We start from the raw sequence: 26,194 nt of genomic DNA, 5'->3' as shown, positions 1-26,194 counted from the left end.
CACTCGAATGCACACGGAGGAAGGACCGCCATGAGTTTCGGCGACCCGAACAACCCTTACGGCCCCCCGCCCCAGCAGCCGCAGCAACCCCCGGCCGCACCGGGCTACGGCTACCCCCAGCAGCCCCCCACGGCTCCGGGGTACGGCTTCCCGCAGCAGCCCGGCTACCCCCAGCAGCAGCCCGGCTACCCCGGCTACCCGGGGGGCAACGCGCTGCCGCAGACCATGCCCGGCCTGATGGTCACGGCCCGCGTCCTGCTGTACATCGTGGCGGGCGTCCAGGTCCTCGCCGGCCTCTTCGCCGCCTTCGGCGCGGCCACGATCAACGACGTGTCCAACTCGGGCGAGGACACCTTCGGCAGCAACGGCTTCTCCGACATCGGCCACGCCGGGGCCGGCATCATCTTCTTCATCGCGGTGCTGTTCCTCGGCCTCTCCGCGCTGTCGATCACGCTGGGCGTCAAGTTCACCCGCGGCGGCCAGGGCATCCGCATCACCACCATGATCTACGGCATCCTCGGCGCCCTCTTCGGCGTCATCATCCTGATCAGCGCGGCCACCGCCGGCTCCTCGGCCGCCCTGGTCTCGGCACTCCTGTGGATGGGCTTCGGCGGCACCATGGCAGCAGCGATGATCGCCCCGTCCGGCGCGGCCTGGTTCAACCGCCCGCGGTACTGACGGCGGGTACCGACGGCGGTACTGACAGCGGTACTGACAGCGGTACTGAGCCTGCCGGAAGGGCGCATTCTCGCCATTCCTCGCCGGGGTCGTGTCACGGCGTGACACGGCCCCGTCCCGTCGCCCACCCTGATGCCGTAAAGGGCGGGTGAGGACGGGGTGACACACCGTGTACAGCATCATCGTCGTACCTCCGGTATCGCCGGTATCTCTCGTGTCTCCGGTGCCGCCGGTGGCTCGGGAGGACGGGCGCGGTGGGCAGGAGTGTGGGCGGCGAGTGCGGCTCGCGCCTGGTGAGCGGCTGACCTTCGGGCGGTCGGCGCAGGCCAACGACCTGGAGATTCCGCACGAGGGCGTCTCCCGGCGGGCCGGTGAGATCACCGCGCAGGGCGCGTTCTGGATACTGAGCAATTTCAGCCGCGACCAGACCTACGTGGTGGAGAACCCGGAGGGCGCCGGCGAGCACATCAAGGTCGCGCCCGGCCGGCTGGACGCGCCCGTCCCCTTCGAGTTCGCCCGGATCGTGCTGCCCGCGGCGGGCGACCTGCTGACGTTCGAGGTGTGGGCCCCGCGCCACGACTACCTGGGCACGGCCTCGGGCCTGGACGGCGCGCCCACGGCCCCCGCCTTCTCCCTGGACCGCGGCAAGCGGTACTTCGCGGTCCTGGCCGCCCTGTGCGAACCCCGGCTGCGCGGCGAACCGCACGCCCCGCTGCCCACCGTCGACCAGGTCGTCGCACGGCTGCGGCCCGGCTGGCCCGCCGCGTCCCGTACGTCCGTGCAGTGGAACATCGACTACCTCGCCGTGAAACTGCGCCTCAAGCCCGGCCCCGACACCGCGGAACCGGGACCGCGCCTCAACGGCAAGAAGGAGTCCCTGGTGTCCATGGCGCTCCGCTTCGACCTGGTGCGCGAGGACGACCTCGCCGTCCTGGCGGCGGTGCGGTGACCGAGCCCGAGCCGTACGCCGTCCGGGTGCCCAAGGGGTACCGGGTGGGCGACTGGGAGGTGCGGGAACCGATCGCGACCGGCGCGTTCGGCAGTGTGTACGCGGCCCGACGGGACGTTTCCGAAAGCGACGCCCGCGCAGACGTAACGGACGTCCCCGATACCGCCGCCCTCAAGTTCCTGCCCACCGGCACCCACACCCCCCGCCAGCTCACCCATCTGCGCGAACTCGCGGAGCGGGAAGTGGAGTTGCTGAGCCGGCTCAGCAGCCCGCGTCTCATCCGCCTCTACGACACCCTCACCGTCGACGACCCGTCCCGCCCCGAACTCGACGGCGCGACCGTGCTGGTGCTGGAGAAGGCCGAGGACTCGCTGTCGGCGCTGCTGAAACGCGCCGCCGCGCCCACGGCCGGTCCGGCGCTGCTCGCCCAAGTGTGCGCCGGGCTGGCCCAGTTGCACCGGGCGGGCTGGGTGCACGGGGACCTCAAGCCTGCCAACGTCCTGCTGATGAAAGACGGTTCGGCCCGGCTCGCGGACTTCAACATGGCCGCCGAACTCGAAGGCACCCACGCCTACACGCCCGCCTTCTCCACCCCCGACTACACCCCGCCCGAGCTGCTGTGGGCCGAGATCGGCGAACGGGGCCGCCGGATCCGCCCGTCCGCCGACGTGTGGGCGTTCGGCGTCCTCGCCCACCTCGTCCTCACCGGCTCCTTCCCGCTGCCCGGCGGCACCCCGACGGCCCGCCGCGACGCGGCCGTCGCCTACGCGCGCGGCACCGCCGAACTGCGCCTGTCGCCCGAACTCCCGTCCCCCTGGCGGGAGATCGTCGCCGCCTGCCTGGCCCGTACGCACGCCGACCGCATCGACACCGAAGCCCTGCTGCGCCGGGTGGAGACGCTCACCGGCACGACGACGCCGTCCACCGGCCGCCGGTCCCGCCGTCGTACGGCCGTCCTGGCGGGCGCGCTCGCGACCGTCGCCGCGCTGTCGGCCGTCGGCTACGGCATCAGCGCCTGGACCGGCGACGGAAACTCCGGTGACTCCGGCGACGGTAAAACGGCCGGTGCGGGCGTCACCGCGGAGACCGCCGCGCAGTACGGCGCGGTGGACCTGCGCACCGACAGGGGCGTACCGGCCGCGTACCGGCTGCTGATCGTCGAGACGGCGCGGGACTGCCGTCACGCGTCCGTCACGCCGTCCCTGATCGCCGCCATGCTGAAGGTGGAGAGCGACTTCGATCCGGCCCTCTCGGACCCCGCCAAGAACGAGTACGGCATCGCCCGGTGGACCCCGAGCGTGCTGCGCTGGTGGATGAACGCCGACGGCACCCCCGGCGAGACCGTCCCGTCGCCGCCCTTCCCGCCGGCCGAGTCCATCCCGGCGATGGGCCGCTACCTGTGCTGGATCGCACCGCGCCTTAACGCCCGACTCCCGGGCGACCGGCGGGTGTTGGTCGCCGTCGCCTACCGCACCTCGTGGGACACGGTGAACAAGGCGGACGGCGTCCCGGCGAAAAACCGCGACTACGCGACGCGGATCGCCCACTACCTCAAGGAGTACACGCCCCCCGGCCGGACGTGACCCTGAGAAGTCCGAGGTACCGCCGCCCGCCGTTTCCCGCGACCGTGGTTGCACGCCGCGCGGTGTCCGGCCCCCTCGGGGGTGGGCCGGACACCGCCCGGTCTCCACCCACGAGAACACGGGACCACGGGCACGACGGGGGTACGACCATGAAGCGGGCGCTCGCCGCACGGTGCACGATCGCGGCGCTCACGGCGGTCACGGCGATGGCCGGCTGCGGGCGGGACACCGCGCCGCCCTCCCGCCCGCAGGCGCTGACCTGGCAGCAGGAACTCCGTCTCACCGACGCCGAACAGCGCCTCACCTCCCAGTGCATGAAGCGGCACGGCTTCACGTACGCGGAGGACCGCGGCCTGACCCTGCGCGAGAGCATGCCGGTGCGGTTCGTGCAGGACGACGTGGCGTGGGCGCGGACGTACGGGTACGGCGGCCGGATCGACGCCGAGCAGGAGCAGGTACGGCTGCACAACCCCGTCGCCGCCTACCGCCAGACCCTGTCCGCCGCCCGCCGTACCGCCTTCGACCAGGCACTCGACGGCGGCAGCGGGAATGGGAGTGGGAGCGCCGTCCAGGTGGTCTCGGCCGAACTGCCCGGCAGCGGCCGGGAGGTGCGCAAACGCCTCGGCGGCTGTACGGCGGAGGCGGAGAAGGCCCTGTACGGCGACCCCGGCGACTGGTTCCGCGCCTCCAAGACCGCCACCGGCCTCAACGCGCTGTACGCCGCCGACCTGATGCGCGACCGGCAACTGACCACCGCCGTCGCCGCCTGGTCCCGGTGCATGAAGAAGTCCGGGCTGACCTACCCGGACCCGCAGGCGGCCCGTGACGCGACGCGCGAGAACACCGCGCGACTGGGGACGGCCGCCGCCGACAAGGCGTTCGCGACCGAGCGGAGGATCGCGGTCGCCGACGCGACGTGCGCCCGAGCGACGTCCCTGAAGTCGGTGGCCACGGCCCGCGAAACCCACTACGTCGACCGGCTTCCGACCCGGTACGGCAAGGCGCTCGACACCTATCGGCGCCTCCAGCACCAGGCGTACGACCGAGCGGTGCGGATCGTGCCGCAACGCGCCTGACGCAACCAACCAAAACGAGGGGAATCATCATGCGCAAGTTCGCCATCACGGCGGCCGTCATCGGCCTGACCGCGCTCGGGCTGACCGTGCCCGCGACGACCGCCCAGGCGGCCGACGCGAGCGTCCAGGCCACGGGCTGCAACAACAAGTGGCCGGGCCGCAACGGCAACGTCTACGCCTGGGACGGCTACGACTGCCAGGGCGCGCTGCTGGGCCAGACCGCCGGCAACGACCCGGACTGGAACGCCGCGGGCGGCGGTTTCGCGGGGGCCTGGGACCGGGCGTCGTCCGTCATGAACGCGGGCTACACCGGTGGCCGGGACGTCGTCCAGTTCTGGTTCTGGCAGAACTACGAGGAGACGTACACCTGTCTCGCGCCGAACGAGTACTTCGCGGACAACCTGTCCGACAACTCGTTCAACGGCGGCCACCCGATCGTCGACAACAACATCCGCTCCCACCGCTGGGTGACCGCAGGCGAGTGCGCGACCTGGCTGACCTGAGCCGCCCCTGCTCCTGCACACCTGAAAGGGGCGGCGGCCGACAACCGGCCACCGCCCCCGACGACGTACACGTCAACTCAGCGCAATGCAGTGCACTGTGGTGTGGTGTGGTGTGGTGTGTGTCAGTGGAAGAAGTGGCGCGTGCCCGTGAAGTACATCGTGACGCCCGCCTTCTTCGCGGCCTCGACGACGAGTTCGTCGCGGACCGAACCGCCGGGCTGGACCACGGCCTTTACGCCTGCCTCGACGAGCACTTCGAGCCCGTCGGGGAAGGGGAAGAAGGCGTCGGAGGCGGCGTACGCGCCGCGCGCCCGCTCCGCGCCGGCGCGCTCGACGGCCAGCTTCGCGCTGTCGACGCGGTTGACCTGGCCCATGCCGACGCCGACCGAAGCGCCGTCCTTGGCGATCAGGATGGCGTTGGACTTGACGGCCCGGCAGGCCTTCCAGGCGAAGGAGAGTTCGGCCAGTTCGGCCGGGCTGAGGGCCTCGCCGGTGGCGAGGGTCCAGTTGGCCGGGTCGTCGCCGTCGGCCTGGAGGCGGTCGGCGACCTGGAGCAGCGCGCCGCCGCCGATGGGCTTCAGCTCGACCGTGCTGGACGGACCGGCGGGGGCCTTCAGCACGCGGATGTTCTTCTTCTTGGCGAGGGCCTCGAGGGCCCCCTCCTCGTAGTCCGGCGCGACGATGACCTCGGTGAAGATCTCCGCGACCTGCTCCGCCAGCTCCTTGCTGACCGGCCGGTTCACGGCGATGACGCCGCCGAAGGCCGACAGCGGGTCGCACGCGTGCGCCTTGCGGTGCGCCTCCGCGACGTCCGCGCCGACGGCGATCCCGCACGGGTTGGCGTGCTTGATGATCGCGACGGCCGGCTCGGCGTGGTCGTACGCGGCACGGTGCGCGGCGTCCGTGTCCGTGTAGTTGTTGTACGACATCTCCTTGCCGTGCAACTGCTCGGCCTGCGCGAGACCGGCGCCGTCGGCGTCGACGTAGAGCGCGGCGGGCTGGTGCGGGTTCTCGCCGTAGCGGAGGGTGCTCTTGCGCTCCCAGGTGCCGCCGAGGAAGTCGGGGAACTGCGACTCGTCGACGGGCGCGTAGGAGGAGGCGAACCAGGAGGCGACGGCCACGTCGTAGGCGGCGGTGTGCTGGAAGGCCTCGGCGGCGAGCCGCTTGCGGGCGGCGAGGTCGAACCCGCCGTCACGGACGGCGGCGAGGATGTCGCCGTAGCGCGCCGGGCTGGTGACCACGGCCACCGACGGGTGGTTCTTGGCGGCGGCGCGCACCATGGACGGGCCGCCGATGTCGATCTGCTCGACGCACTCGTCCGGCGACGCGCCCGAGGCGACGGTCTCGCGGAACGGGTAGAGGTTGACGACGACCAGGTCGAACGGCTCGACGCCCAGCTCGGCGAGCTGCTCGCGGTGGCTCTCCAGCCGCAGGTCGGCGAGGATGCCGGCGTGCACCTTGGGGTGCAGGGTCTTGACCCGGCCGTCCAGGCACTCGGGGAAGCCGGTCAGCTCCTCGACCTTGGTGACGGGGACGCCGGCGGCGGCGATCCGGGAGGCGGTGGAGCCGGTGGAGACGAGCTCGACGCCGCCTTCGTGCAGCCCGCGCGCGAGGTCTTCCAGACCGGTCTTGTCGTAGACGCTGACGAGCGCGCGACGGATGCCCCGCTTGCTGCTCGCAGCCGTGACAGTGCTGTTGCTGTCGCTGTCGGCGGTCACTGGATAACTACCTTTCGTCCCTCAATGCGATAGCCGTTGCGGGCGAGCCGCCCCACGACCTCGACGAGCAGCCTTCGCTCGATGTCCTTGATGCGCTCGTGCAGAGCGCTCTCGTCGTCCTCGTCCCGGATCTCGACGACGCCCTGGGCGATGATCGGTCCGGTGTCGACACCGTCGTCGACGAAGTGGACGGTGCAGCCGGTGACCCGAGCGCCGTACGCGAGCGCGTCCCGCACCCCGTGGGCCCCGGGGAAACTGGGCAGCAGCGCGGGGTGGGTGTTGACGACCCGCCCGCCGAACCGCGCCAGGAATTCCTTCCCCACGATCTTCATGAACCCGGCGGAGACGACGAGGTCGGGCTCGTGAGCGGCCACCGCCTCGGTGAGCGCCGCGTCCCACTCGTCGCGGGTGCCGAAGTCCTTGACCCGGCGGACGAACGTGGGAATCCCGGCCCGCTCGGCACGGGCGAGGCCCTCGATGCCGTCCCGGTCGGCCCCGACGGCCACGATCTCGGCGCCGTAGGCCTCGACTCCGACGGCCGCGACGGCGTCGAGGAGTGCCTGCAGATTCGTACCGGATCCGGAGACCAGCACGACAAGGCGCTTGGCCACGGTGAGGCCCTTTCTACGGAGCAGCGTTCTTGTACGTTCATACGAATGCATCGAGCCCCCGGATACGGGGAAGCCTACGAAGCAGCCGACCGCCAGCAACGATACCGGCACACCGGACGGCCCCCACGGGACGGGGGCGTGGCCGGAAGGTAGCGTCTGGGGCGAGCGGGCTCGGGAACGCGATGGTGATGCGGTGCGTTCCGGAAGTAACAGCTCACGCCAGACAGCTCGTACCAGACAGTCAGATCACCTAAGCCAGATCACCTAGGGGAAGACGCTCTCTTGATGCCGGACCGCAGTCTGCGACTCCTCACGCTCCTCCCGCAGTCACCGCAGGGAGGGGAGCGCGACGCCGTGCTGCTACGGGAGCGCCCACAGTCCCCTCCGGAAGCCCCGGAGAACGAGAACACCGGCAAGCCGGATGATGCGAGCAAACCCGATAATCCGTTCGCGCCGCCGGCGGAAGGCACGCCGGACAGCCCGTGGCAGCCCCGGCGCCCGGCGGGCGGCGCCCCCGAGGGCGGGCGTCCGCCGTGGGGCGGCCAGTGGAGCGACCAGCAGCCCGGCCGCTCCCCCGGCGGCTTCGGCGATCGCTCCGGCGGCGGCAACAACCCCGAGGGCGGCGGCACGGACCCCGGCAAGCGCTGGGACCCCACGGACCCCGGCCAGCGCCGTGCGCGCTACGCGCTGCTGTGCGGCATGTGGGCCTTCTTCTTCGCCCTCTTCGGCTGGCCGTACGTGGCCCTGCTGCTCGGCGCGCTGGCCCTGAACTGGGGCATCAGCGCCCTACGCACCAAGCCCCGCACCCCCGACCCGGACACCCCGGCCACCCCCGAGACCACCGGCCGCCCACAGCGCACGGCCGCCATCACCGGCCTGGTCACCGCCTCCCTGGCCCTGGCCCTCGTCGCCGCCACCTTCACCGCCCAACTGGCCTACAGCGACTACTACACCTGCACAAACGACGCCCTGACCCAACAGTCAAAGCAGGCCTGCAACGACTTGCTGCCCAAGCAACTCAAGGGGATTTTGGGGGGTAATGCGTGAGGGGTGACGCATGGGGGTCAGGGGCACCTCCTCGACACCGGCCCGCACATTCCAGCCCGTCCGGCGCTTGAGGACGAGGCAGACGCCATCCCGAACCCCCACCCACCCGCTGGGGGCGCCAGTCGGTGCTTTCAGCCCGTCCGGCGTTTGAGGACGAGGCCCCTTAAGGGCCGACAGCGGGGGTCTGGGGGCGGCAGCCCCCAGGGCAGGGATGGGAATGGGTAGGGGCGGCGGGGGCGAGAAACACCGCACCGTTCACGCCCCGTCCTCCCCCGCCTCCCTCAACGCAGCCCACCGAGCCTCCCGAGCCGCATCCTCATGCCACACCGGCTCCACCAACTCAGCCACGCCAGTCTCAACAGCCCCAACAGGCATGACCGTCTCAACGGGCTCAACAGGCGCGACAGGGGCGACAGGCTCAACAGGAGCAGCGGGCGCGACAGAGGCAACGAGGCCGACAGACTCGACCGGCGAGAAGTCGTACAGCTCCGACTCCAGCACCTCCACCTCCACCTGCACCTCCACCTGCACCTCCACCTCCGCCTCCGCCACGCCACCCCGCCGCCCCCGCCCCTTCCACACCCGCACCCCTCTCCACGCCCCCCAAACCCCCCACTCCCGACGCCCCCGCCACCCCCGCACCCCCACAGCCACCGGCACCCCCACCCCCACGACCCACAACACCACCGCACCCCCCACCTGCCACCACACCGGCCCGAACCGAGCCAACGCGGCACCCCCCAACGGCCCCCCGGCCACCCCCGCAAGCCCGCCCAACAGCACCCCGCACCCCACCCCCGCCAGCACCACAACCCCCACAGTCCGCCCCCGAGACCAACCACCCCCGACAGAACCCCCCGCCGCCCGAGCCACAAAAACCCCCACCGCCGCCCCGCCCACCACCGGCACCAACCCCGCCGCCCAGTTCCACCACGTCCCGACCCCCACCTCCGGCACCGCCGCCAGCAACGGAAACGGCGGCAACAAGGGCGCCGGATCCGAGGACAACGGCGCCACCACATGCCCGGCACCAAGGACGTACCCCGGCCCCAGCGCATACGCCGCCCCCCACACCGCCGCGTTCGGCACCAGCGCCACACACAGCAACAACACCGCGAACCGCCCCGACCACCCCTCCGTGAGCTGCAAAAACGCCTCCCGAGCCGCACCGGCGTGCCACACCGAGGACACCGCCACCAACAACGCCCCGCCCCCCACCAGCACCGCCGCCCCGACCCCCGCGGCCCGCCCGGCAACCCCGAGCCGCTCCCGCTCCTCCGCCCCGAGGAACAACCTCCGCACCTCGCGAGGCAGCACGAACAGCACGCTGTCCACAGGCCCGTGCGGACGACCGTGAGCCGACCACACCCCCGCCCCGGCGGCCAGCACGGCGACCACCGGCACGCACACCGCCGTCCACACCCACGAGGGCCGCAAAGCGCCACCGGCACCGGCATAAAAAGCCGCACCCGCCCCGACGCCGAGATACCCGACCACGACACCCACCCACGCGGTACGCCCACTCACGAACAAAGCACCCTCACCACCGCCCCCGCCACCACCGCCGCCACCGTCCTCACCACGGTCACGACGGTCGCCACCCCCCTCCACCGCGTCCCGCGCAGCGCGCCGCACCAGCCACACCGGCAACGCGAGCAACAGCAGCGGCGTGACACCGACCGGCGCCGGCACCCCGGACAGCGTGTCGACGCGCACCAGTTCCGCGCCATGCGCCAACAGCCACAGCGCGGCGGCGACATGGAGCGCACCCCCCGGCCCGCTGTCGGGATACGGCGAACTGATCCACAGCACCATCACGAGCACGGCGAACGAACCGAGCCCCAGCCCGGCCGCGAGGGCACCACCCAGGAGGCTGGCGGCCAGTCCGGGAGTTCGGTCGCGCATCCGGGTGAGCAGGGGCGACAACGGCAGTCGGCGAGCGGTCATCTGGATCACGACCGTCATGCTCCCAACGACACGCGCTTTCCCGTCGTAACAGGCGAACTACCGTTGTGTCGCTCAATATGCGCTTATGTACTTTTTCGGGCGAAGGGGCATCCTGTGACACAGAGCCCTGCCACTCGGGACGCGAACAACCTGCCGGCATCGCTGACCAAGGCGGACAAGGTGACGAACACCCAGGAGGCAGCGCCTCGACCCCAGGTGACGGTGCGCCCGACAAAGAAGCCCGCACCGACCACCACCCCGCCCGCCGTCTCCCCCTCCCCCTCCCCTTCTCCCCCCTCCCCCCTGACCCCCGCTCAGGCCTTCGACGCCCTCTACGGGTTCTGCGCCCCCGCCCTCGTCCGCCAGACCTACCTGCTCTGCGGCCGCCGCGAACTCGCGCGCGAGTCGGTCGAGCAGGCTTTCCAACTGGCCTGGCAGCGCTGGCCCGAGGTCGCCGTGGACCGCGACCCGGCGGGCTGGGTACGGGCGACGGCGTACGAGTACGCGCTCTCCCCCTGGCACCGGTTCCGCCCCCGTTTCCGCCACCCGGAACCGCCCCCGGCGCACGCGCCCGACCGCGCGCTGCTGGACGTACTCCTCACGCTCCCGGCCCCGTACCGCCGCACGCTCCTCCTCTACGACGGCGTCGGCCTCGACCTGCCGGAGACGGCGGCGGAGACGGAGGCGAGCACGCCCGCCACCGCGAACCGGCTGCTGCACGCGCGGGAGGCGATCGCCGCACGGCTGCCCGCCCTGGCGAGCCCCGCCGAACTGCACCGCCGCCTCGCGGAGGTGGCGTCCGCCGAACGGCTGCGCGCGGCGAAACCACCCACCGTCCGGATGGCCGGCGAACGCCGGGCCCGCTTCTGGACCAGGGCGGCGATCGCGTTCACGGTCGCGATCATCGGCGCGACCGCACTGACCGTACGCACCGCCCCCACCCAGTACGAGCCCCCGGTGCCCCCCGGCGAGACGGTGCAGGGCGTCCCCCCACGGGCCGCCCCGGGCCCACTCTCGGGCAAGGAGCTGAAGCTCCGCGCAAAGCTGCGCTCGCAAACGGCGAACGGCCCGGAAAGGCTGCTCCCGCAGTCGAGATGACGGACCCCGCCACACACTGCCGACCAACGCGAGTGGGCCCGCCCCCACCAAGGGGACGGGCCCATCACCGTTCAGCTAAGCAACCGATCGGAAACGATCAGGAAGCGATCAGCTCGCGGAGAGGATCTCGCGGGCCAGCTTCGCCGTCTCGGTCGGCGTCTTGCCGACCTTGACGCCGGCGGCCTCGAGGGCCTCCTGCTTCGCGGCGGCCGTACCGGACGAACCGGACACGATCGCACCCGCGTGGCCCATCGTCTTGCCCTCGGGGGCGGTGAAGCCCGCGACGTAGCCGACGACCGGCTTCTTCACGTTCTCCTTGATGAAGGCCGCCGCCCGCTCCTCGGCGTCGCCGCCGATCTCACCGATCATCACGATCAGGTCGGTGTCGGGGTCGGCCTCGAACGCGGCGAGCGCGTCGATGTGCGTCGTACCGATGACCGGGTCGCCACCGATGCCGACGGCGGACGAGAAGCCGATGTCGCGCAGCTCGTACATCATCTGGTAGGTCAGCGTGCCGGACTTCGAGACCAGGCCGATGCGGCCCGGCTTCGTGATGTCGCCCGGGATGATGCCGGCGTTGGACTGGCCCGGGGTGATGAGACCGGGGCAGTTCGGGCCGATGATCCGGGTCTTGTCGCCCTTGGCCACGGCGTACGCGTAGAACGCGGCCGAGTCGTGGACGGCGATGCCCTCGGTGATGACGACCGCGAGCGGAATCTCCGCGTCGATCGCCTCGACGACGGCGGCCTTGGCGAACGCCGGCGGCACGAAGAGGACGGACACGTTCGCGCCCGTCTTCTCGATCGCCTCGGCGACCGTGCCGAAGACCGGGATCTCGGTGCCGTCGATGTCGACGGACGTGCCCGCCTTGCGCGGGTTCACGCCACCGACGATGTTGGTGCCGTCCGCCAGCATGAGCTTGGTGTGCTTCATGCCCGTGGCACCGGTCATGCCCTGGACGATGACCTTGCTGTCCTTGGTGAGGAAGATAGCCATGGCTGTTTTGTCCCTCGTCCCTTACTTCGCAGCCGCGAGCTCGGCGGCCTTGTCGGCCGCGCCGTCCATGGTGTCCACGCGCTGGACCAGCGGGTGGTTGGCGTCGGAGAGGATCTTGCGACCCAGCTCGGCGTTGTTGCCGTCGAGACGGACGACGAGGGGCTTGGTGACTTCCTCGCCCTTGTCCTTCAGCAACTGGAGCGCCTGGACGATGCCGTTGGCGACCTCGTCGCACGCGGTGATGCCGCCGAAGACGTTGACGAACACGGACTTGACGTCCGGGTCGCCGAGGATGATCTCCAGGCCGTTCGCCATCACGGCCGCGGACGCGCCGCCGCCGATGTCGAGGAAGTTGGCCGGCTTCACGCCACCGTGGTTCTCACCGGCGTACGCGACGACGTCCAGGGTGCTCATGACGAGACCCGCGCCGTTGCCGATGATGCCGACCTCGCCGTCGAGCTTGACGTAGTTGAGGTTCTTGGCCTTGGCCGCCGCCTCGAGCGGGTTGGCGGAGTCCTTGTCCTCGAGCGCCTCGTGCTCCGGCTGGCGGAACTCGGCGTTCTCGTCGAGCGACACCTTGCCGTCAAGGGCGATGACCTTGCCGGACGCGACCTTGGCGAGCGGGTTGACCTCGACGAGGAGGGCGTCCTCCTTGACGAAGGTGTCCCACAGCGTCACCAGGATCTCGGCGACCTGCTCGGCGACGTCGGCCGGGAACTTCGCCTGGGCGACGATCTCGCGGGCCTTCTCGATCGAGACGCCCTCGTTGGCGTCGACCGGGACCTTCGCGAGGGCCTCGGGGTTCTCCTCCGCGACGACCTCGATCTCCACGCCGCCCTGGACGGACGCCATGGCGAGGAAGGTGCGGTTGGTGCGGTCGAGAAGGTACGAGACGTAGTACTCCTCGACGATCTCGGGCGCGGTCTCGGCGATCATCACCTTGTGGACCGTGTGGCCCTTGATGTCCATGCCGAGGATGTCCGTCGCGCGGGCGACGGCCTCGTCCGGGGTGGCGGCGAGCTTCACGCCGCCGGCCTTGCCACGGCCGCCGACCTTCACCTGGGCCTTGACTACGGACTTGCCACCGAGACGCTCGGTGGCTGCGCGGGCCGCCTCAGGCGTGTCGATGACTTCACCGGCCAGCACCGGTACATCGTGCTTGGCGAAGAGGTCCCTCGCCTGGTACTCGAACAGGTCCACGCGCTTCCGTCCCTATCAGTGATCTCGCGGTTCGTTGGATGCGTGGGCGTGCCGCGAAGGGCAACGTGACGTCCGCTAGTCACAGGGGAGGCGCACACGGTGTCCGAGCGCGCGGCATGTCCGCCTCGCAGGTTAGCGCTGCTTGCGGGAGGCCTCTAAATCGCGAGTCCCACCTGAGCGGTGATACCTGTCACATGATGCCGCCCTCACTGGCACCGAGTGCCGCCGGTGAGGAGGCGGGGAGGGCGTAGGCAGGGGGTGAGGAGGTGGCGGGGAGGGGGGTGGCCAGGAGGTGGGGGCGGTCCTCAGGCGGTGTCCGGGACGGGCAGCGGGCGCTTCTCCAACGCCGCCGCCATGATCTCCGGGAACAGCTCGGGGGTGCAGGCGAACGCCGGTACGCCCAGCGCCGCGAGCGCTGCCGCGTGCTCCCGGTCGTAGGCCGGCGCCCCTTCGTCTGACAGCGCGAGCAGCGCGACGAACTGCACGCCCGACGCCTTCATCGCCGCGACCCGCTTGAGCATCTCGTTGCGTATCCCGCCCTCGTACAGGTCGCTGATCAGCACCACCACCGTGTCCGCCGGGCGGGTGATCTGCTTCTGGCAGTACGCGAGCGCCCGGTTGATGTCCGTGCCGCCGCCGAGCCGGGTGCCGAACACGACGTCCACCGGGTCGTCGAGCAGGTCGGTGAGGTCGGCGACCGCCGTGTCGAAGACGACGAGCCGGGTCGCGATCGACCGCATCGACGCCAGCACCGCCCCGAACACCGACGCGTACACCACCGACGGCGCCATCGACCCCGACTGGTCGACGCAGAGGATCACCTCCTTCCGCACGGACCGCGACGCCCGCCCGTACCCGACGAGCCGCTCGGGCACGACCGTCCCGTACTCGGGCAGGTAGTGCTTGAGGTTGGCGGCGATCGTGCGGTTCCAGTCGATGTCGTGGTGGCGCGGCCGGCTGACCCGCGCGCCCCGGTCGAGGGCGCCGGTGAGCGCGGCCCGGGTGCGGGTGGCGAGCCGCGCCTCCAGTTCGTCGACGACCTTGCGGACGACCGCCCGCGCCGTCTCCTTCGTCGTCTCCGGCATCGCCTGGTTGAGGGCGAGCAGCGTGCCGACGAGATGCACGTCGGCCTCCACCGCCTCCAGCATCTCCGGCTCCAGCAGCAGCGCGGACAGCCCGAGCCGGTCGATGGCGTCGCGCTGCATGACCTGCACGACGGAGGACGGGAAGTACCTACGGATGTCCCCGAGCCAGCGGGCCACGGACGGCGCCGACGCCCCGAGCCCCGCCGCCCGGTCGCCCGCCCCGTAGAGCGCGCCGAGCGCCCCGTCCATCGCAACATCCCGCCCGGTCAACCCCTGCCCGGTACCGTCCGCCGCATCACCCCCAAGCACCAACCGCCAACGCCGCAACCGCTCCGGCCCAGCGTCGTCCATGCCCACCGCCATCGTGACGTCGGTCGTGGTCACGCCCTCACCTCCGCAAGCTGGTCGACATCACCGGCACTGTTGGCACCACTGGGCCCTCTGGCACCTCTGGCAGCACCGGCACCTCTGGCACTACTGGCATCACCGGCACCACAGACACCACTGCCATCACGGGCACCGCTGGCATCACCGGCGCTGCTGGCACCACTGGCACCGCCGGCAGCCAGTCCCAGCAGCAGCCGCACCACCGGCAGGACGGCGTCCGCGCGCCCCGTGTCGAGCCCGGCTGCGAACCCGGGCGTCCCGGTCCCCGCCCCCGGCCCGCTCTTCCGCTCCCCCGGACCACGCCGGACCAGCTCCCCGAGCGTTCTGCGCACCCCCGGCTCGTACGCCGAGAACGTCCGCCGCAGCAACGGCAGCACATCCGTGAACGCCGCCGCCGGCACCGCCGTGAGCCACCCGTCGACCAGCGCGAGCAGCCGTTCGTCATGCACGAGCAGCAGCCCGCCCCCGGAGCCGCCGCCGACGAAGCCCTCGATCCAGGCGGCCGCCTCCGACGGCGGCGTCCCCGGCGACAGGGCGAGCCCCATGAGCCGCGCCGCCTCGTCCGGCTCCAACTCCCCGCCGTCCAACAGCAACCGCACGGCCCGCCCCCGAACAACACCGGCCACACTCCCCCGCCCACCCAGCACCCGCAACACCCCCCGCCAGCGGACGGCCAGAGCAGCGGGCTCACCGGGATCACTGGACCCCGTGGCCCCACTGGCCTCAGTGAGATCACCGGACTCATCAGACCCGAAGGGCTCACCCGATTCACCAGGCCCACCAGGCCCACCAGGCCCACCAGGCCCACCAGGCTCAGTGACACCACCGGGCTCAGCAACCTCGGCGGCTTCACCAGACTCACTGGACCCACCGGACCCAGTGGCCTCACCAGGCCAACCGGGCTCAGCACCCTCACCAAACCCGCCGAACTCAACGGGATCACCGGGCTCGGCGACCTCACCAGACCCGCCGAGCTCAACGGGATCAACCGACTGGCCGAGCTCACCGGGATCAGCAACCCCGGCGGCCTCACCACACTCACTCGCCTCGGCAAGCATCCGCACCGCCCCGTGTACGGCGTCAATGTGGCGTCGCATCTCTTCCGCCGCGTCCGTGCCGAGTGAGGTGCAGGCCGGGGGGAGGCCGACGAAGATCCGTTCGGCGAGGCCCGCGGCCACTTCCGCCAGGGCGCGGGTGTCGGTGCCGCGTACGTCGCCGTAGCGGAGGGAGCGGACGAGCGCGGGCAGGGCCTGGGCGAGGTGGCCGACGTCCGTGTCGAGGGCCGCCCGGTCGGCCAGGACCCGCATCACCGTCGGCAGCGCGTCCGGCAGCCCGGCCAGGAGGCAGCGCTCGGCGAGCCCGGTCACCTCGGCGAGACCGCCCGCGCCGACGGCGTCCGCCTCCGCCTTGGCGGTGGCCGCGGCGAGCACGGTCGTCCCCCACACCCCCGCCTCGGCGACCCGCACGGACAGCTCTGGCTCCCACCGCAGCCGCCACGTCTCCCGGAAGGTCCCCGTGCTGCCGTGCGAGGCGGCCGGCTCGCCCCAGTCGACGCGCAGCAGCCGCAGCCGGTGCAGCAGCCTGCCGCGCTCGGCGTCGTTCTCCTTGCGCAGATCGAGCGAGAGCTCCCTCTCCGCCGCCTCCGGCTTGAGCCGCAGCCGGCGCTGGAGCCGGTCGAGGTCACGCTGCAACGGCACGGCGGGCGCGCCGACCGGGACCTCGCCCAACACGTCCCCGACCACCAGGCGGTCGCGCACCAGCGCCAGCGGGACGTCCGACCCCTCGCACAGCACCGCGCGCACGGCGTCGGTCGTCTCGCCGAGACCGGGCAGCGGCCGGCCGCGCAGCGCGGCGAGCGTCTCGGCCAGCCGGACCGCCTCGATGACGTGCGCGGGGGACACGATCCGGTCCTCCGCGCGCAGCAGGACCGCCACCTTCGTCAGCCAGCGCTCGACCGGCCGGTCCGGCGCGCCGAACAGATGCGCGTACCAGCCCGGCGAGTCGATGCCCGCGCCGTACCCGCCGGCCCGGGCCAGCCTGCGGTGCGTCCACGGCACCCAGGTCAGGTCGGCCTTGACCTTGGGCAGCCCCTTGAGCAGCGCCCGGTCGGCGGCGACGGACCCCTTCCGGCGCAGCGCGGGCACATGCCACGCCCCGCACACCACGGCCACCCCGTCCGCCCCGAACTCCCGCTGCGCCGCCCGCACCTGGCCCCGCATGTGAGCCTCCCTCACCAGGTCCCGGCCGCGCCCTGCCAGGCCGTCCCCGTACGCCTCCCGCAACACCCCCATGGCCTCCTCGAGCACAGCGAACGGAGCGAACGGATCCGCCTCGGCCCCGCCGGTCCGATGCTCGACGACGTCCTCCCACCACCGCTCGACATCGTCATGTCCGGCGAGCCCGGCCAACACCCCTAGGGGGTCCCCGCACACCCCATCACCGCCGGGCACACCACCGGCTCCGGGTGCCTCCTCCCCCTCCCACGCCAGCGAGTGTGTGGCCGGGAGGTCGATGAAGCGGGCCGGAACCCCGTGTTCCAGGGCCCAGCGGAGTGCGACCCACTCCGGGGAGAACTCGGCGAACGGCCAGAAGGCCGACCGGCCGGGCTCGTCGACGGCGTGGGCGAGCAGCGCGACCGGCGGTCGCATGTCCTCGTCGGCTACGAGCGGGATCAGCGCGTCGGCCTCGGGCGGCCCCTCGATCAGCACGGTCCGGGGCCGGGCGGCCGCCAGAGCCGCCCGCACCGCCCGCGCCGACCCCGGCCCGTGATGCCGTACCCCGAGCAGCAACGGCCACCCCGCCGCCGCGCCCGTCATCCCGCCCCCCGACACCTGCGCGGCCACTTCGTGTCGTCGTACACAGCCACCCTCCCCGTTCCCCAAACCGAGACCGACACCCTGTTCTCCCTGCTCTGCCTGTTCACGCGCTCACCTCCCGGCACGCGCGGTAGAAGTCCGCCCAGCCCGCGCGCTCCCGTACGACCGCCTCCAGGTACTCCTGCCAGACGACCCGGTCGGCCGCCGGATCGCGGACGACCGCGCCGAGGACGCCCGCGGCGACGTCCCCCGACCGCAGCACGCCGTCCCCGAAGTGGGCGGCCAGCGCGAGCCCCCCGGTGACGACGGAGATGGCCTCGGCGGTGGACAGCGTGCCGCTCGGCGACTTCACCTTCGTACGGCCGTCGGTGGTGACGCCGTCGCGCAGTTCGCGGAAGACGGTCACCACGCGGCGGATCTCGTCGATGCCGTCGGGTGCGGCCGGCAGGTCGAGGGAGCGGCCGATCTGCTCGACGCGCCGCGCGACGATGCCGACCTCGGCCTCGACGCTCCCCGGCAGCGGCAGCACCACCGTGTTGAAACGCCGACGCAGAGCGCTGGACAGCTCGTTGATCCCCCGATCTCGGTCGTTCGCCGTGGCGATGACGTTGAAGCCGCGGACGGCCTGCACCTCCTGCCCCAACTCCGGTATCGGCAGCGTCTTCTCGGACAAAATCGTGATGAGCGAGTCCTGCACGTCGGCCGGAATACGCGTCAGCTCCTCCACCCGTACCGTCGCCCCCTCCGCCATGGCCCGCATGACGGGACTGGGCACCAGCGCCTCCCGGCTCGGCCCCTGCGCGAGCAACTGCGCGTAGTTCCAGCCGTAGCGGATCGCCTCCTCCGGTGTGCCGGCGGTGCCCTGCACGAGCAGCGTCGAGTCACCGCTGACCGCCGCCGCCAGGTGCTCGGAGACCCACGTCTTGGCCGTGCCCGGGACGCCGAGCAGGAGCAGGGCGCGATCGGTGGCGAGGGTGCTGACGGCGACCTCGACGATGCGGCGCGGCCCCACGTACTTCGGCGAGATCACCGCGCCGTCCGGCAGGACGCCGCCGAGGAGGTACGTCGCCACGGCCCACGGCGACAGCTTCCAGCGGGCCGGACGCGGCCGGTCGTCCTGCGCGGCCAGCGCGGCGAGTTCAGCGGCGAAGGCGTCCTCGGCGTGCGGACGCAGAACGGACGTCGGATCTACGGACACAGACATGGCTGAGGCCCCCTCCAGCTCGGCAGGTTCTGCCGGTTCGGATCTGGTGTCCACCCTGCACCACCCCACTGACAACGCGATCTGACCTGCGAAAACGTCCTCGCGGCCGGGCCCGCCGGACGCTCGGCGGACCGATTGTCAGTGGTGGCGTCTACCTTCGATGTCATGACTGAGCAGGGGGTGCGCTGGACCGCGGATCAGGTGCTGGCACTGGCGCCTGACTCCGCGTCACGCGAAGCGGCAAGGCAACTCGGCGCGTCCGACCGCTGGTCTGGCACAGGCCGCCCGAAAGAGGGGGAGGGCGAGGAGGTGGGGGTGAGAGTGGGGGTGGGAGTGATGTGGGGACTGTGCGCGGGCAGCGGCAGCACGCCGTACCGGACGGTCGTGGACGCCACGAACACATCGCCCGCGCCCGCAACCTCCGCAACCTCCGCGCCCACGACCTCCGTATCCGCCTCCGGCCTGGCGTACCTGTGCAGTTGCCCAAGCCGCAAGTCCCCGTGCAAGCACGTGCTCGGGCTGCTGCTGCTCTGGTCGACCGAGGGGGAGGCATCGGTGCCGACGGGGCGGCCCCCGGCCTGGGCGGAGCGGTGGATCGCAGGTCGCGGGCACGCGCAGGGGATACGGGAAGCAGGACCGGCGGGTTCGGCGAGTTCAGCGGGCCCAGCTAGTTCGGGGGGCTCGGCGAGTTCGGCGGGCTCGGCGGGCTCGGCGAGTTCAGCGGGCTCGACGGGCTCAGCGAGTTCAGCAGGCTCAACGAGTTCGGCAGGCCCAGCAGGCCCGGCAGGCCCGGCGAGTTCAGCAGGCTCAACCAGTTCGGCAGGCCCGGCGAGTTCAGCAGGCTCAACCAGTTCGGCAGACCCTGCGAGTTCAGCGGACTCACCGGATTCCGCAGGCTCCGCGTCCGGCGGTCCCGCCGACCCGGAGGGCGTGCGCCGTCGTGCGGAGCGGCGCGCCGAGCGGATCACCGCCGGGGCGACGGAACTGGAGGAGCGCCTCGCCGACCTCCTGCGCTCCGGCCTGGCCACGGCCGAGCAGGCGGGATACGCGCTGTGGGAGGAGACAGCGGCCCGCATGGTCGACGCCCAGGCACCCGGACTCGCCGCATGCGTACGGGAGTTGGGGTCGATCCCGGCATCCGGTCCGGGCTGGCCGGAACGGCTGCTGGAGGAGTGCGCGCTGCTCCACCTCCTCGACCAGGGCTGGCTGCACCGCGAGCGGCTGCCGGCCGCCCTCGCGGCCACGGTCCGCACCCGCGTGGGCCTGGCCTCCACCCCGGAGGGTCCAACGGTCCGGGACGACTGGCTGGTCCTCGCCCAGTACGACACGCCCGACCCGAAACTGACGACCCGCCGCATCTGGCTCCACGGCACCACCACAGGCCGCACCGCACTCCTCCTCTCCTACGGTGCCGCAGGCCGCGCCCCGGAACTGACCCTGCCCGTCGGCCTCACCATCGACGCCGAACTGTCCGCCCACCCAGGCACCGGACAGCAACGGGCGTCGCTCGCCAAGCAGTTCGCCCCGCCCACACCCACCAGCGCCCGCCCCTCAGGCATGACGACGACCGAGGCGATCGCCCGCTACGGCGAGACCCTGCGCGACGACCCCTGGCTGGAGTCGGTCCCGACAACCCTGACCGACGTCATCCCTACCCCCGCCTCCACCCCCGCCGGCGACTCCTGGCAACTGGCGGACGCCGACGGCGACACGGCCCTGCCCCTCACCCCCGCAGCGGTCTCCCGCCCCGCTCTGTGGCGTTTGGTCGCCCTCTCGGGCGGTGCCCCCGTCACGGTCTTCGGCGAGTGCGGCCACCGCGGCTTCACCCCGCTGACGGCCTGGCCGACCGGCCCGGGAGAGGCGGTACGCCTGTGCTGAACCCACCCCCCGCAACGACAGCAACTACATCGGCAACCGCGACGACAACGGCAAAGAAGGGAGTCTCATGAACGCCACCCCGCCCGTCCCCCCACCGCCCACCTGGGAGGACCTGCTCACCGCGGCCCTCCTCGGCACGGACCGCCGTACGCCCCCGGGAACACCCCCCGGCCGGACCGCGCCGGCCGCCCTGCTGGACGCGGCGGCCGCGGAGACCGTACGCCGACGCGCCGGCCTGCGACCGGGCCGCGCCGCGCCCCTCCCGGAACCGGCCGCCGACGACCCCCGCCCGGAGCTGCCCACGGCCGCGGCCCGCCGGCTCGCCCTGCTCCTTGCCGACCGCCCCGGCACCGGCACCGGCGGTCGCCGAGGCACGGCACCGGACCTGAGGGAGCTGCTGCCCCAGTGGCTGACAGTGGTGAACGCGCGCGGGTTCGCGGCACCCGCCGAGTCCCTCCCCGCACTGCTCGACGCGGCACGCGGGCGTACCGATCTGCGGCCCGCCGCGCTGGAGTTCGCCGGCCCGCGCGCCCTGTGGCTGGCCCGGCTGAACCCGGACTGGCGGTTCGCCCTGCGCGCGACCCCGGGCGGCCACACCGTGCCGCCGGGCCCGGAGGACGCCCGACGCACCGAAAAGCTGTGGCAGGAAGGCCTGTTCGCCGAGCGGATCGGCCTTCTGGCGGCGATCCGCTCCCGTACCCCCGACGCGGCCCGTGAACTGCTGGCGGCCACCTGGCCGACGGAGCGCGCCGAGGACCGGCTGATGTTCCTCGACTCGCTGCGCACCGGCCTCGGCCCGCGCGACGAACCGTTCCTGGAACAGGCGTTGGCGGACCGCAGCCGCAACGTGCGGGCGACGGCCGCCGAGTTGCTGTCGGCACTGCCCGGTTCGGCACTCGCCGCGCGGATGGCCGTCCGGGCCGGCGCGTGCGTGGCCGTCGACCACACCCGCAACACCCCGACGCTCCTGGTCGAGGCACCCCACGAGTGCGACGCGGCCATGGAACGCGACGGCGTGTCGGCCAAGGCACCGCCCGGCCGGGGAGAACGGTCCTGGTGGCTCGGCCAGTTGGTGGAGGCGGCCCCGCTCGCCACCTGGCCGACGCGACTGGGCGGCCGTACGCCGGAACAGATCGTGGCGCTGCCGGTGGCCGACGACTGGCTGGACGAACTGCACGCGGCCTGGTGCCGGGCCGCCGTGCGACAGCGGGACGCCGACTGGTCGCGAGCGCTGCTCGGCGCGCCGTCGGCACCCGGCGCGGGCGGTCCGGGCGCGGTCTCCCTCGCCGAACGGTCAAAGCTGCTGAGCACGCTGCCGGCGGGCGAACGGGCCGAGTGGGTCGCCGGTTTCATCGCGATGCACGGCCTGTCGGAGGCGTTCCAACTCCTCGGCGTCTGCGCGGTGCCCTGGGCCGCGCCCCTCGGCAGGGCCGTGGTCGACGCGCTCAACATCGCGCGGGACGCGGGCAGTTACCCCTGGAGCTTCAGCGGCGTCATGGGCCTGGCCGAACGCTGTCTGCACCCCTCCGAAGCGGCCCGCCTTGACGGCCTCCTCTCCGTCCCCGACGAACCGGAGGACGCCTCACCCGGCGCCGGCGGCTACTGGGCGGAGGCATTCCAACGCCTGGGCACGACACTGCGACTGAGGGCACTCATGACAGAGGAGTTGGGAAATTTCAGCCCGTCCGGCGTTTGAGGACGAGGCCCCTTCAGGGCCGACGGGGGCCTGGGGGCAGAGCCCCCAGAAGACGATCACCCCAACACACGATCACCCCAACACACACTCACCCGAGATCCACCGGCTCCCGAACATTCGCGCGCACCCACTCCACGATCGCCCCCGTAGTCGCCCCCGGAGTGAAAATCTCCGCGACCCCGATCTCCTTCAACGCCGCGATGTCCCCCTCCGGAATGATCCCCCCGCCGAACACCAGGATGTCCGCCGCATCCCGCTCCTTCAGCAGCGCGATCACCGCGGCGAAAAGCGTGTTGTGGGCCCCGGACAGAATGGACAGCCCGATCGCGTCGGCGTCCTCCTGGATCGCCGTGGCCACGATCTGCTCGGGCGTCTGATGCAACCCGGTGTAGATGACCTCCATACCGGCGTCGCGCAGCGCGCGAGCGATCACCTTGGCCCCACGGTCGTGGCCGTCGAGCCCCGGCTTGGCCACCACCACACGGATCGGACCGGCTGCCACACCCATCACTGCCTCCATGCCTTCACGGTTCACGGCTTCACCTCATCACGGCTTCACCTCATCACGGCTTCACCGCTTCGCGCGAAAGTGAACGAACGTTATCTCCAGCATCCCGCAAGCAGGCAGTTTCACGAGGCCGGCCGAGGGGGAAATCACACGGAGAGACACACCGGGAGCCGCTCGAGGTCGCCGTACCGCCGCGTCACAGGCCGCGTGGCGTGGCGGTACGGCGCATCGGCAGGCACGATGGGCACGTAGGGCAGGCACGGCACGACAACACTGTGAGCAGTACACGACCCGCACCACACAGCCACAGCCGACAGCCGCACCCGCCCCGCACCCTCTCGTGCCCGCCCGACCTCCTCCACCGCGACTTCCACGAGGGCACACGGGGGACAGCGAAGTCCTCAGCGTGCCGACAGGAGGTCGGCCATGAAGGTCACCTGGGCACTGCAGCCCTTTCTCCCGCTGTACCGGCGCCTGCTGCCGGACATGCCGACCCTTCCGAGCTTCCCGAACATCCCCAGCCTCCCCAGCAGACTGGCCGGTCTCTCCCTGACCCTCCTCAAGGCGACCGCGCTGGACCTCGCGATCCTCGCGGGCCATCTGCTCCTCTACCCCTCCGGCATCGCCCAGGAGCGCCGCGCCACAACCCACCCCGCGCTCCCCTGCGGGTCCAGCGGGTCCGGCGGATCCGGCGGATCCGGCGGCGGGTCGGACCCCGCCCGGTTGCCGACCCAGGCCCCGCCCCCGGTCGTCCTGCTGCACGGGTTCATCGACAACCGTTCCGTGTTCGTCCTGCTGCGCCGCAGCCTCGCCCAGCACGGCAGGCACCGGGTGGAGTCGCTCAACTACTCGCCGCTGACCTGCGACATCCGTACGGCGGCCGAGCTGCTCGGCCGACACGTAGAGGAGATCTGCGAGCGCACCGGCAGCCGGCAGGTCGACGTGGTCGGGCACAGCCTGGGCGGCCTGATCGCCCGCTATTACGTGCAGCGACTGGGCGGTGACGTCCGGGTCCGGACGCTGGTCACGCTGGGCACCCCGCACTCCGGCACCCGGGTGGCCCCGCTGGCGAACGCGCACCCGATCGTGCGCCAGATGCGCCCCGGCTCGGCGGTCATCGAGGAGCTCGCCCGGCCCGCGCCGGGCTGCCGTACGCACTTCGTCAGCTTCTGGAGCGACCTCGACCACCTGATGGACCCGCTCGAGACCGCCTGCGTCGACCACCCCGACCTGCTGGCGCTGAACGTCCGGGTCACCGGCATCGGCCACCTCGCCCTGCCCGTGCACCCCGCCGTCGCGACCGGCATCCGCCAGGCCCTCGACACGGCGCACACGGGAACACTCACCGACACCGACACGCACACCCACACCGACGCGCACACGCACACCCACACCGGCCCGCACGACGCACAGACCGACGGCCTCACAGTCGCCTGACCGCGCCCCCACAGGCATTCTGAGACACCCGACATCGAACGCCATTCGAACGTAGGGCCAAACCCGCGCCCGCCGTCCCCCGAAAGACGGCCGAATGCCCCTTTCCTGTGAGCGCGAAACCAGCAGAAGATTGTCGTGCCCGCGTACTGCCGGGTACAGTCGCCGCACTGCTCTGGCAGCCCCTGTTGTCGGCGAAAGAGAAGTTGGTGAACGACCGTCACCCGTCGGGGAACATGACCACCCCGGCCCCGGCTTCCGACGCCGTCGCGGCGCACTACGCGTCGCCGTACGGCACCCAGGAAGCCCAGTACGACGGCTTCACCCCGTACCACGGCCATGAGACCGGCGCCTTCGCCGGGACCGACCCCCTCTTCGGCGACTTCCCGGGCGACGGTACGAACGCCGCGACCGGCGCGTACGACAGCACCCAGTGGAACTCCGGCGGCCACGAAACCCTGGACACGGGCGCCCACCAGACCCCGCATTACGACGGGTACGCGGCCCAGCATCACGCCGCCTACGACTCGGGCGTCTACGACGCGACCGCCTGGTCCACCGACCAGCACCAACACCAACAGCAGCACCACCAGCAGACCCTGATCAGCCTCCCGACGCAGGCGACGGCGCCCGATGCCGGCGGTCAGTGGGACGCGAGCGCCTGGCAGCAGGCCGACCAGTCCGCGAGCCCCGCCGACCAGACCCAGCAGTGGGAATGGGGCACGCAGGCCTTCGACACCGGCGCGTACGACGCCACGCAGTGGAACTCCGACGGCGACGAGACCGCCCGGAGCGCCCACGCCGACGACGAGTACGAGCAGCCGGCCGAGGTCCCGTTCGACCAGCTTGCCACCGCCACCTTCCAGCACCTCGGGTCCGACGAACTCACCCCGGCCGAAAGCGAGTTGCTCGACGACCAGGAGGAAGCCGCGCCCGCCCCGCTCGGCCGGGCGGCCACCCGCAACGCGAACCGCTCCCGGCGCCGGGTGCCCGCGAAGCGCTCCGCGCTGATGACCGTGGCCGTCCCCTCGGCCTGTGTGATGGGCGTCGCCGGGATCGCCGCGGCCTCGGTCGGCACGCTGACCGGCGGCGACGAGAAGAACACGACGGCGGCGTCCACCCCGGACGCGCAGCCGGTGAAACCGTCCGCCGCCAACAACAAGCTGGACGCCCAGCTCGCGACCCTCAGCGCCGGGGCCGACGACTTCGCCGACCGGGCCAGCCGTACGCAGGAACGTATCGACCTCAAGACACAGCAGGAAGCCGAGAAGAAGAAGGCGGCGGCGGAAGCGGCCCGCAAGGAGCGGCTGCGCCCCAAGTACGTCCTTCCGGTCACACAGCGCGGCCTCAGCGCCTACTTCGGCCAGGCCGGCATCAACTGGATGTCCCAGCACACCGGCATCGACTTCCCCGTCTCGTACGGCACGACGGTGATGTCGGCGACCGACGGCACCGTACGGACGCAGTGGAACAACGCCTACGGCAACATGATGATCATCACCGCGATGGACGGCACGGAGACCTGGTACTGCCACCTCTCCAGCTACCGCGTCCCCTCCGGTACGACCGTCAAGGCCGGCGACCCGGTCGCGTACTCCGGCAACTCCGGCAACTCCACCGGCCCGCACCTGCACTTCGAGGTCCGGCCCGCGGGCGGCTCCGCGATCGACCCGCTGCCGTGGCTGCGCAGCCACGGCCTCAACCCGACGTAAACCGGTCGACTCCGGTCAACTGATGTGCAGGCCCCCGCCGTTGCGGCGGGGGCCCTACTCACTTCATG

Annotated in this window: 20 protein-coding genes; 11 read left to right on the top strand and 9 right to left on the bottom strand. The window is 72.0% G+C overall.

Annotated features, from left to right (window positions below):
• Positions 1–30: 30 nt before the first annotated feature.
• The 5 genes from BMZ82_RS42535 (at position 31) to BMZ82_RS17305 (ending at position 4,789) form a co-directional block, all read left to right on the top strand.
• A complete protein-coding gene (locus tag BMZ82_RS42535; RefSeq protein WP_093776676.1) occupies positions 31–678 on the top strand; it encodes a hypothetical protein in 648 nt (215 codons plus the stop codon).
• Positions 679–847: 169 nt separating this feature from the next.
• The gene (locus BMZ82_RS41840; RefSeq protein WP_371271242.1) at positions 848–1,627 is read left to right on the top strand and encodes an FHA domain-containing protein; all 780 of its coding nucleotides are present in this window, start codon (positions 848–850) and stop codon (positions 1,625–1,627) included.
• A complete protein-coding gene (locus BMZ82_RS17315; protein ID WP_256251958.1) occupies positions 1,624–3,210 on the top strand; it encodes a protein kinase domain-containing protein in 1,587 nt (528 codons plus the stop codon). The genes BMZ82_RS41840 and BMZ82_RS17315 overlap by 4 nt, the downstream gene beginning before the upstream one ends.
• A gap of 149 nt (positions 3,211–3,359) precedes the next feature.
• Positions 3,360–4,286, top strand: coding sequence for a hypothetical protein (locus tag BMZ82_RS17310; protein WP_093776672.1), 927 nt, complete (start codon positions 3,360–3,362; stop codon positions 4,284–4,286).
• 29 nt (positions 4,287–4,315) lie between these two features.
• Complete coding sequence (locus BMZ82_RS17305; protein ID WP_093776670.1) at positions 4,316–4,789, top strand: hypothetical protein; 474 nt, start codon at positions 4,316–4,318, stop codon at positions 4,787–4,789.
• Between the two features lie 122 nt (positions 4,790–4,911).
• Here BMZ82_RS17305 and purH read toward each other — a convergent pair whose 3' ends face one another.
• Together purH and purN are read right to left on the bottom strand one after the other, a co-directional pair.
• Positions 4,912–6,507, bottom strand: coding sequence for a bifunctional phosphoribosylaminoimidazolecarboxamide formyltransferase/IMP cyclohydrolase (gene purH, locus BMZ82_RS17300; RefSeq protein WP_093776668.1), 1,596 nt, complete (start codon positions 6,505–6,507; stop codon positions 4,912–4,914).
• Positions 6,504–7,169 carry a phosphoribosylglycinamide formyltransferase gene (gene purN, locus BMZ82_RS17295; protein ID WP_093776885.1) on the bottom strand — a complete coding sequence of 222 codons (666 nt, stop codon included), beginning with the start codon at positions 7,167–7,169 and terminating at the stop codon, positions 6,504–6,506. The genes purH and purN overlap by 4 nt, the downstream gene beginning before the upstream one ends.
• Before the next feature lie 234 nt (positions 7,170–7,403).
• Here purN and BMZ82_RS17290 point away from each other — a divergent pair, with 234 nt between their 5' ends.
• Positions 7,404–8,165 (top strand): hypothetical protein, encoded by a 762-nt coding sequence (locus tag BMZ82_RS17290; protein WP_093776666.1) that lies wholly within the window; start codon positions 7,404–7,406, stop codon positions 8,163–8,165.
• Between the two features lie 255 nt (positions 8,166–8,420).
• Here BMZ82_RS17290 and BMZ82_RS17285 read toward each other — a convergent pair whose 3' ends face one another.
• Complete coding sequence (locus tag BMZ82_RS17285) at positions 8,421–10,130, bottom strand: cell division protein PerM (RefSeq protein WP_093776664.1); 1,710 nt, start codon at positions 10,128–10,130, stop codon at positions 8,421–8,423.
• On the opposite strand from BMZ82_RS17285, the gene BMZ82_RS17280 reads away from it, so the two are divergent.
• Positions 10,113–11,210 (top strand): RNA polymerase sigma factor, encoded by a 1,098-nt coding sequence (locus BMZ82_RS17280; RefSeq protein WP_371271245.1) that lies wholly within the window; start codon positions 10,113–10,115, stop codon positions 11,208–11,210. The genes BMZ82_RS17285 and BMZ82_RS17280 overlap by 18 nt on opposite strands.
• Positions 11,211–11,318: 108 nt before the next feature.
• Here the strand turns inward: BMZ82_RS17280 and sucD are convergent, their stop codons facing one another.
• The 5 genes from sucD to BMZ82_RS17250 all read right to left on the bottom strand — a co-directional run bounded on the left by sucD (position 11,319) and on the right by BMZ82_RS17250 (position 18,898).
• Complete coding sequence (sucD, locus tag BMZ82_RS17275; RefSeq protein ID WP_093776660.1) at positions 11,319–12,206, bottom strand: succinate--CoA ligase subunit alpha; 888 nt, start codon at positions 12,204–12,206, stop codon at positions 11,319–11,321.
• 21 nt (positions 12,207–12,227) lie between these two features.
• The gene (gene sucC, locus BMZ82_RS17270; protein ID WP_093776658.1) at positions 12,228–13,406 is read right to left on the bottom strand and encodes an ADP-forming succinate--CoA ligase subunit beta; all 1,179 of its coding nucleotides are present in this window, start codon (positions 13,404–13,406) and stop codon (positions 12,228–12,230) included.
• Positions 13,407–13,711: 305 nt separating this feature from the next.
• Positions 13,712–14,854, bottom strand: a complete 1,143-nt coding sequence (locus tag BMZ82_RS17265; RefSeq protein ID WP_093776883.1) for a VWA domain-containing protein — start codon at positions 14,852–14,854, stop codon at positions 13,712–13,714.
• Positions 14,855–14,871: 17 nt separating this feature from the next.
• Entirely contained in the window at positions 14,872–17,694 is a 2,823-nt protein-coding gene (locus tag BMZ82_RS41835; RefSeq protein WP_256251968.1) for a DUF5682 family protein, read from the bottom strand.
• 103 nt (positions 17,695–17,797) lie between these two features.
• Positions 17,798–18,898, bottom strand: a complete 1,101-nt coding sequence (locus BMZ82_RS17250) for an ATP-binding protein (protein WP_093776656.1) — start codon at positions 18,896–18,898, stop codon at positions 17,798–17,800.
• A gap of 165 nt (positions 18,899–19,063) precedes the next feature.
• Between BMZ82_RS17250 and BMZ82_RS17245 the strand changes: the two genes are divergently transcribed.
• Positions 19,064–20,776, top strand: coding sequence for an SWIM zinc finger family protein (locus BMZ82_RS17245; protein WP_371271240.1), 1,713 nt, complete (start codon positions 19,064–19,066; stop codon positions 20,774–20,776).
• Positions 20,777–20,843: 67 nt separating this feature from the next.
• On the top strand, positions 20,844–22,472 hold the full coding sequence (locus BMZ82_RS17240; protein ID WP_093776654.1) for a DUF5691 domain-containing protein: 1,629 nt from the start codon (positions 20,844–20,846) through the stop codon (positions 22,470–22,472).
• Positions 22,473–22,560: 88 nt separating this feature from the next.
• Here BMZ82_RS17240 and BMZ82_RS17235 read toward each other — a convergent pair whose 3' ends face one another.
• The gene (locus BMZ82_RS17235; RefSeq protein ID WP_093776881.1) at positions 22,561–22,980 is read right to left on the bottom strand and encodes a coenzyme B12-dependent isobutyryl CoA mutase small subunit; all 420 of its coding nucleotides are present in this window, start codon (positions 22,978–22,980) and stop codon (positions 22,561–22,563) included.
• Between the two features lie 426 nt (positions 22,981–23,406).
• On the opposite strand from BMZ82_RS17235, the gene BMZ82_RS17230 reads away from it, so the two are divergent.
• Together BMZ82_RS17230 and BMZ82_RS17225 are read left to right on the top strand one after the other, a co-directional pair.
• Positions 23,407–24,417 carry an esterase/lipase family protein gene (locus BMZ82_RS17230; RefSeq protein WP_093776652.1) on the top strand — a complete coding sequence of 337 codons (1,011 nt, stop codon included), beginning with the start codon at positions 23,407–23,409 and terminating at the stop codon, positions 24,415–24,417.
• 206 nt (positions 24,418–24,623) lie between these two features.
• Positions 24,624–26,126, top strand: a complete 1,503-nt coding sequence (locus BMZ82_RS17225) for a M23 family metallopeptidase (protein ID WP_093776650.1) — start codon at positions 24,624–24,626, stop codon at positions 26,124–26,126.
• Positions 26,127–26,194: the final 68 nt, after the last annotated feature.

It is taken from the genome of Streptomyces sp. yr375 (genome assembly GCF_900110755.1).
Lineage (GTDB): Bacteria > Actinomycetota > Actinomycetes > Streptomycetales > Streptomycetaceae > Streptomyces.
The sequence above is the reverse complement of the archived record's forward strand: the minus strand, read 5'-3'. Positions and strand labels throughout refer to the sequence as shown.

Bases quoted from the DNA above. Each gene is read 5' to 3' on its own strand.
- BMZ82_RS42535 (WP_093776676.1), top strand. From the start codon at position 31: ATGAGTTTCGGCGACCCGAACAACCCTTACGGCCCCCCGCCCCAGCAG.
- BMZ82_RS17310 (WP_093776672.1), top strand. From the start codon at position 3,360: ATGAAGCGGGCGCTCGCCGCACGGTGCACGATCGCGGCGCTCACGGCG.
- BMZ82_RS17305 (WP_093776670.1), top strand. From the start codon at position 4,316: ATGCGCAAGTTCGCCATCACGGCGGCCGTCATCGGCCTGACCGCGCTC.
- purN (WP_093776885.1), bottom strand. From the start codon at position 7,169: ATGCATTCGTATGAACGTACAAGAACGCTGCTCCGTAGAAAGGGCCTC.
- BMZ82_RS17290 (WP_093776666.1), top strand. From the start codon at position 7,404: ATGCCGGACCGCAGTCTGCGACTCCTCACGCTCCTCCCGCAGTCACCG.
- BMZ82_RS17285 (WP_093776664.1), bottom strand. From the start codon at position 10,130: ATGACGGTCGTGATCCAGATGACCGCTCGCCGACTGCCGTTGTCGCCC.
- sucD (WP_093776660.1), bottom strand. From the start codon at position 12,206: ATGGCTATCTTCCTCACCAAGGACAGCAAGGTCATCGTCCAGGGCATG.
- BMZ82_RS17265 (WP_093776883.1), bottom strand. From the start codon at position 14,854: ATGGCGGTGGGCATGGACGACGCTGGGCCGGAGCGGTTGCGGCGTTGG.
- BMZ82_RS41835 (WP_256251968.1), bottom strand. From the start codon at position 17,694: ATGACGGGCGCGGCGGCGGGGTGGCCGTTGCTGCTCGGGGTACGGCAT.
- BMZ82_RS17250 (WP_093776656.1), bottom strand. From the start codon at position 18,898: ATGTCTGTGTCCGTAGATCCGACGTCCGTTCTGCGTCCGCACGCCGAG.
- BMZ82_RS17245 (WP_371271240.1), top strand. From the start codon at position 19,064: ATGACTGAGCAGGGGGTGCGCTGGACCGCGGATCAGGTGCTGGCACTG.
- BMZ82_RS17240 (WP_093776654.1), top strand. From the start codon at position 20,844: ATGAACGCCACCCCGCCCGTCCCCCCACCGCCCACCTGGGAGGACCTG.
- BMZ82_RS17235 (WP_093776881.1), bottom strand. From the start codon at position 22,980: ATGGGTGTGGCAGCCGGTCCGATCCGTGTGGTGGTGGCCAAGCCGGGG.
- BMZ82_RS17230 (WP_093776652.1), top strand. From the start codon at position 23,407: ATGAAGGTCACCTGGGCACTGCAGCCCTTTCTCCCGCTGTACCGGCGC.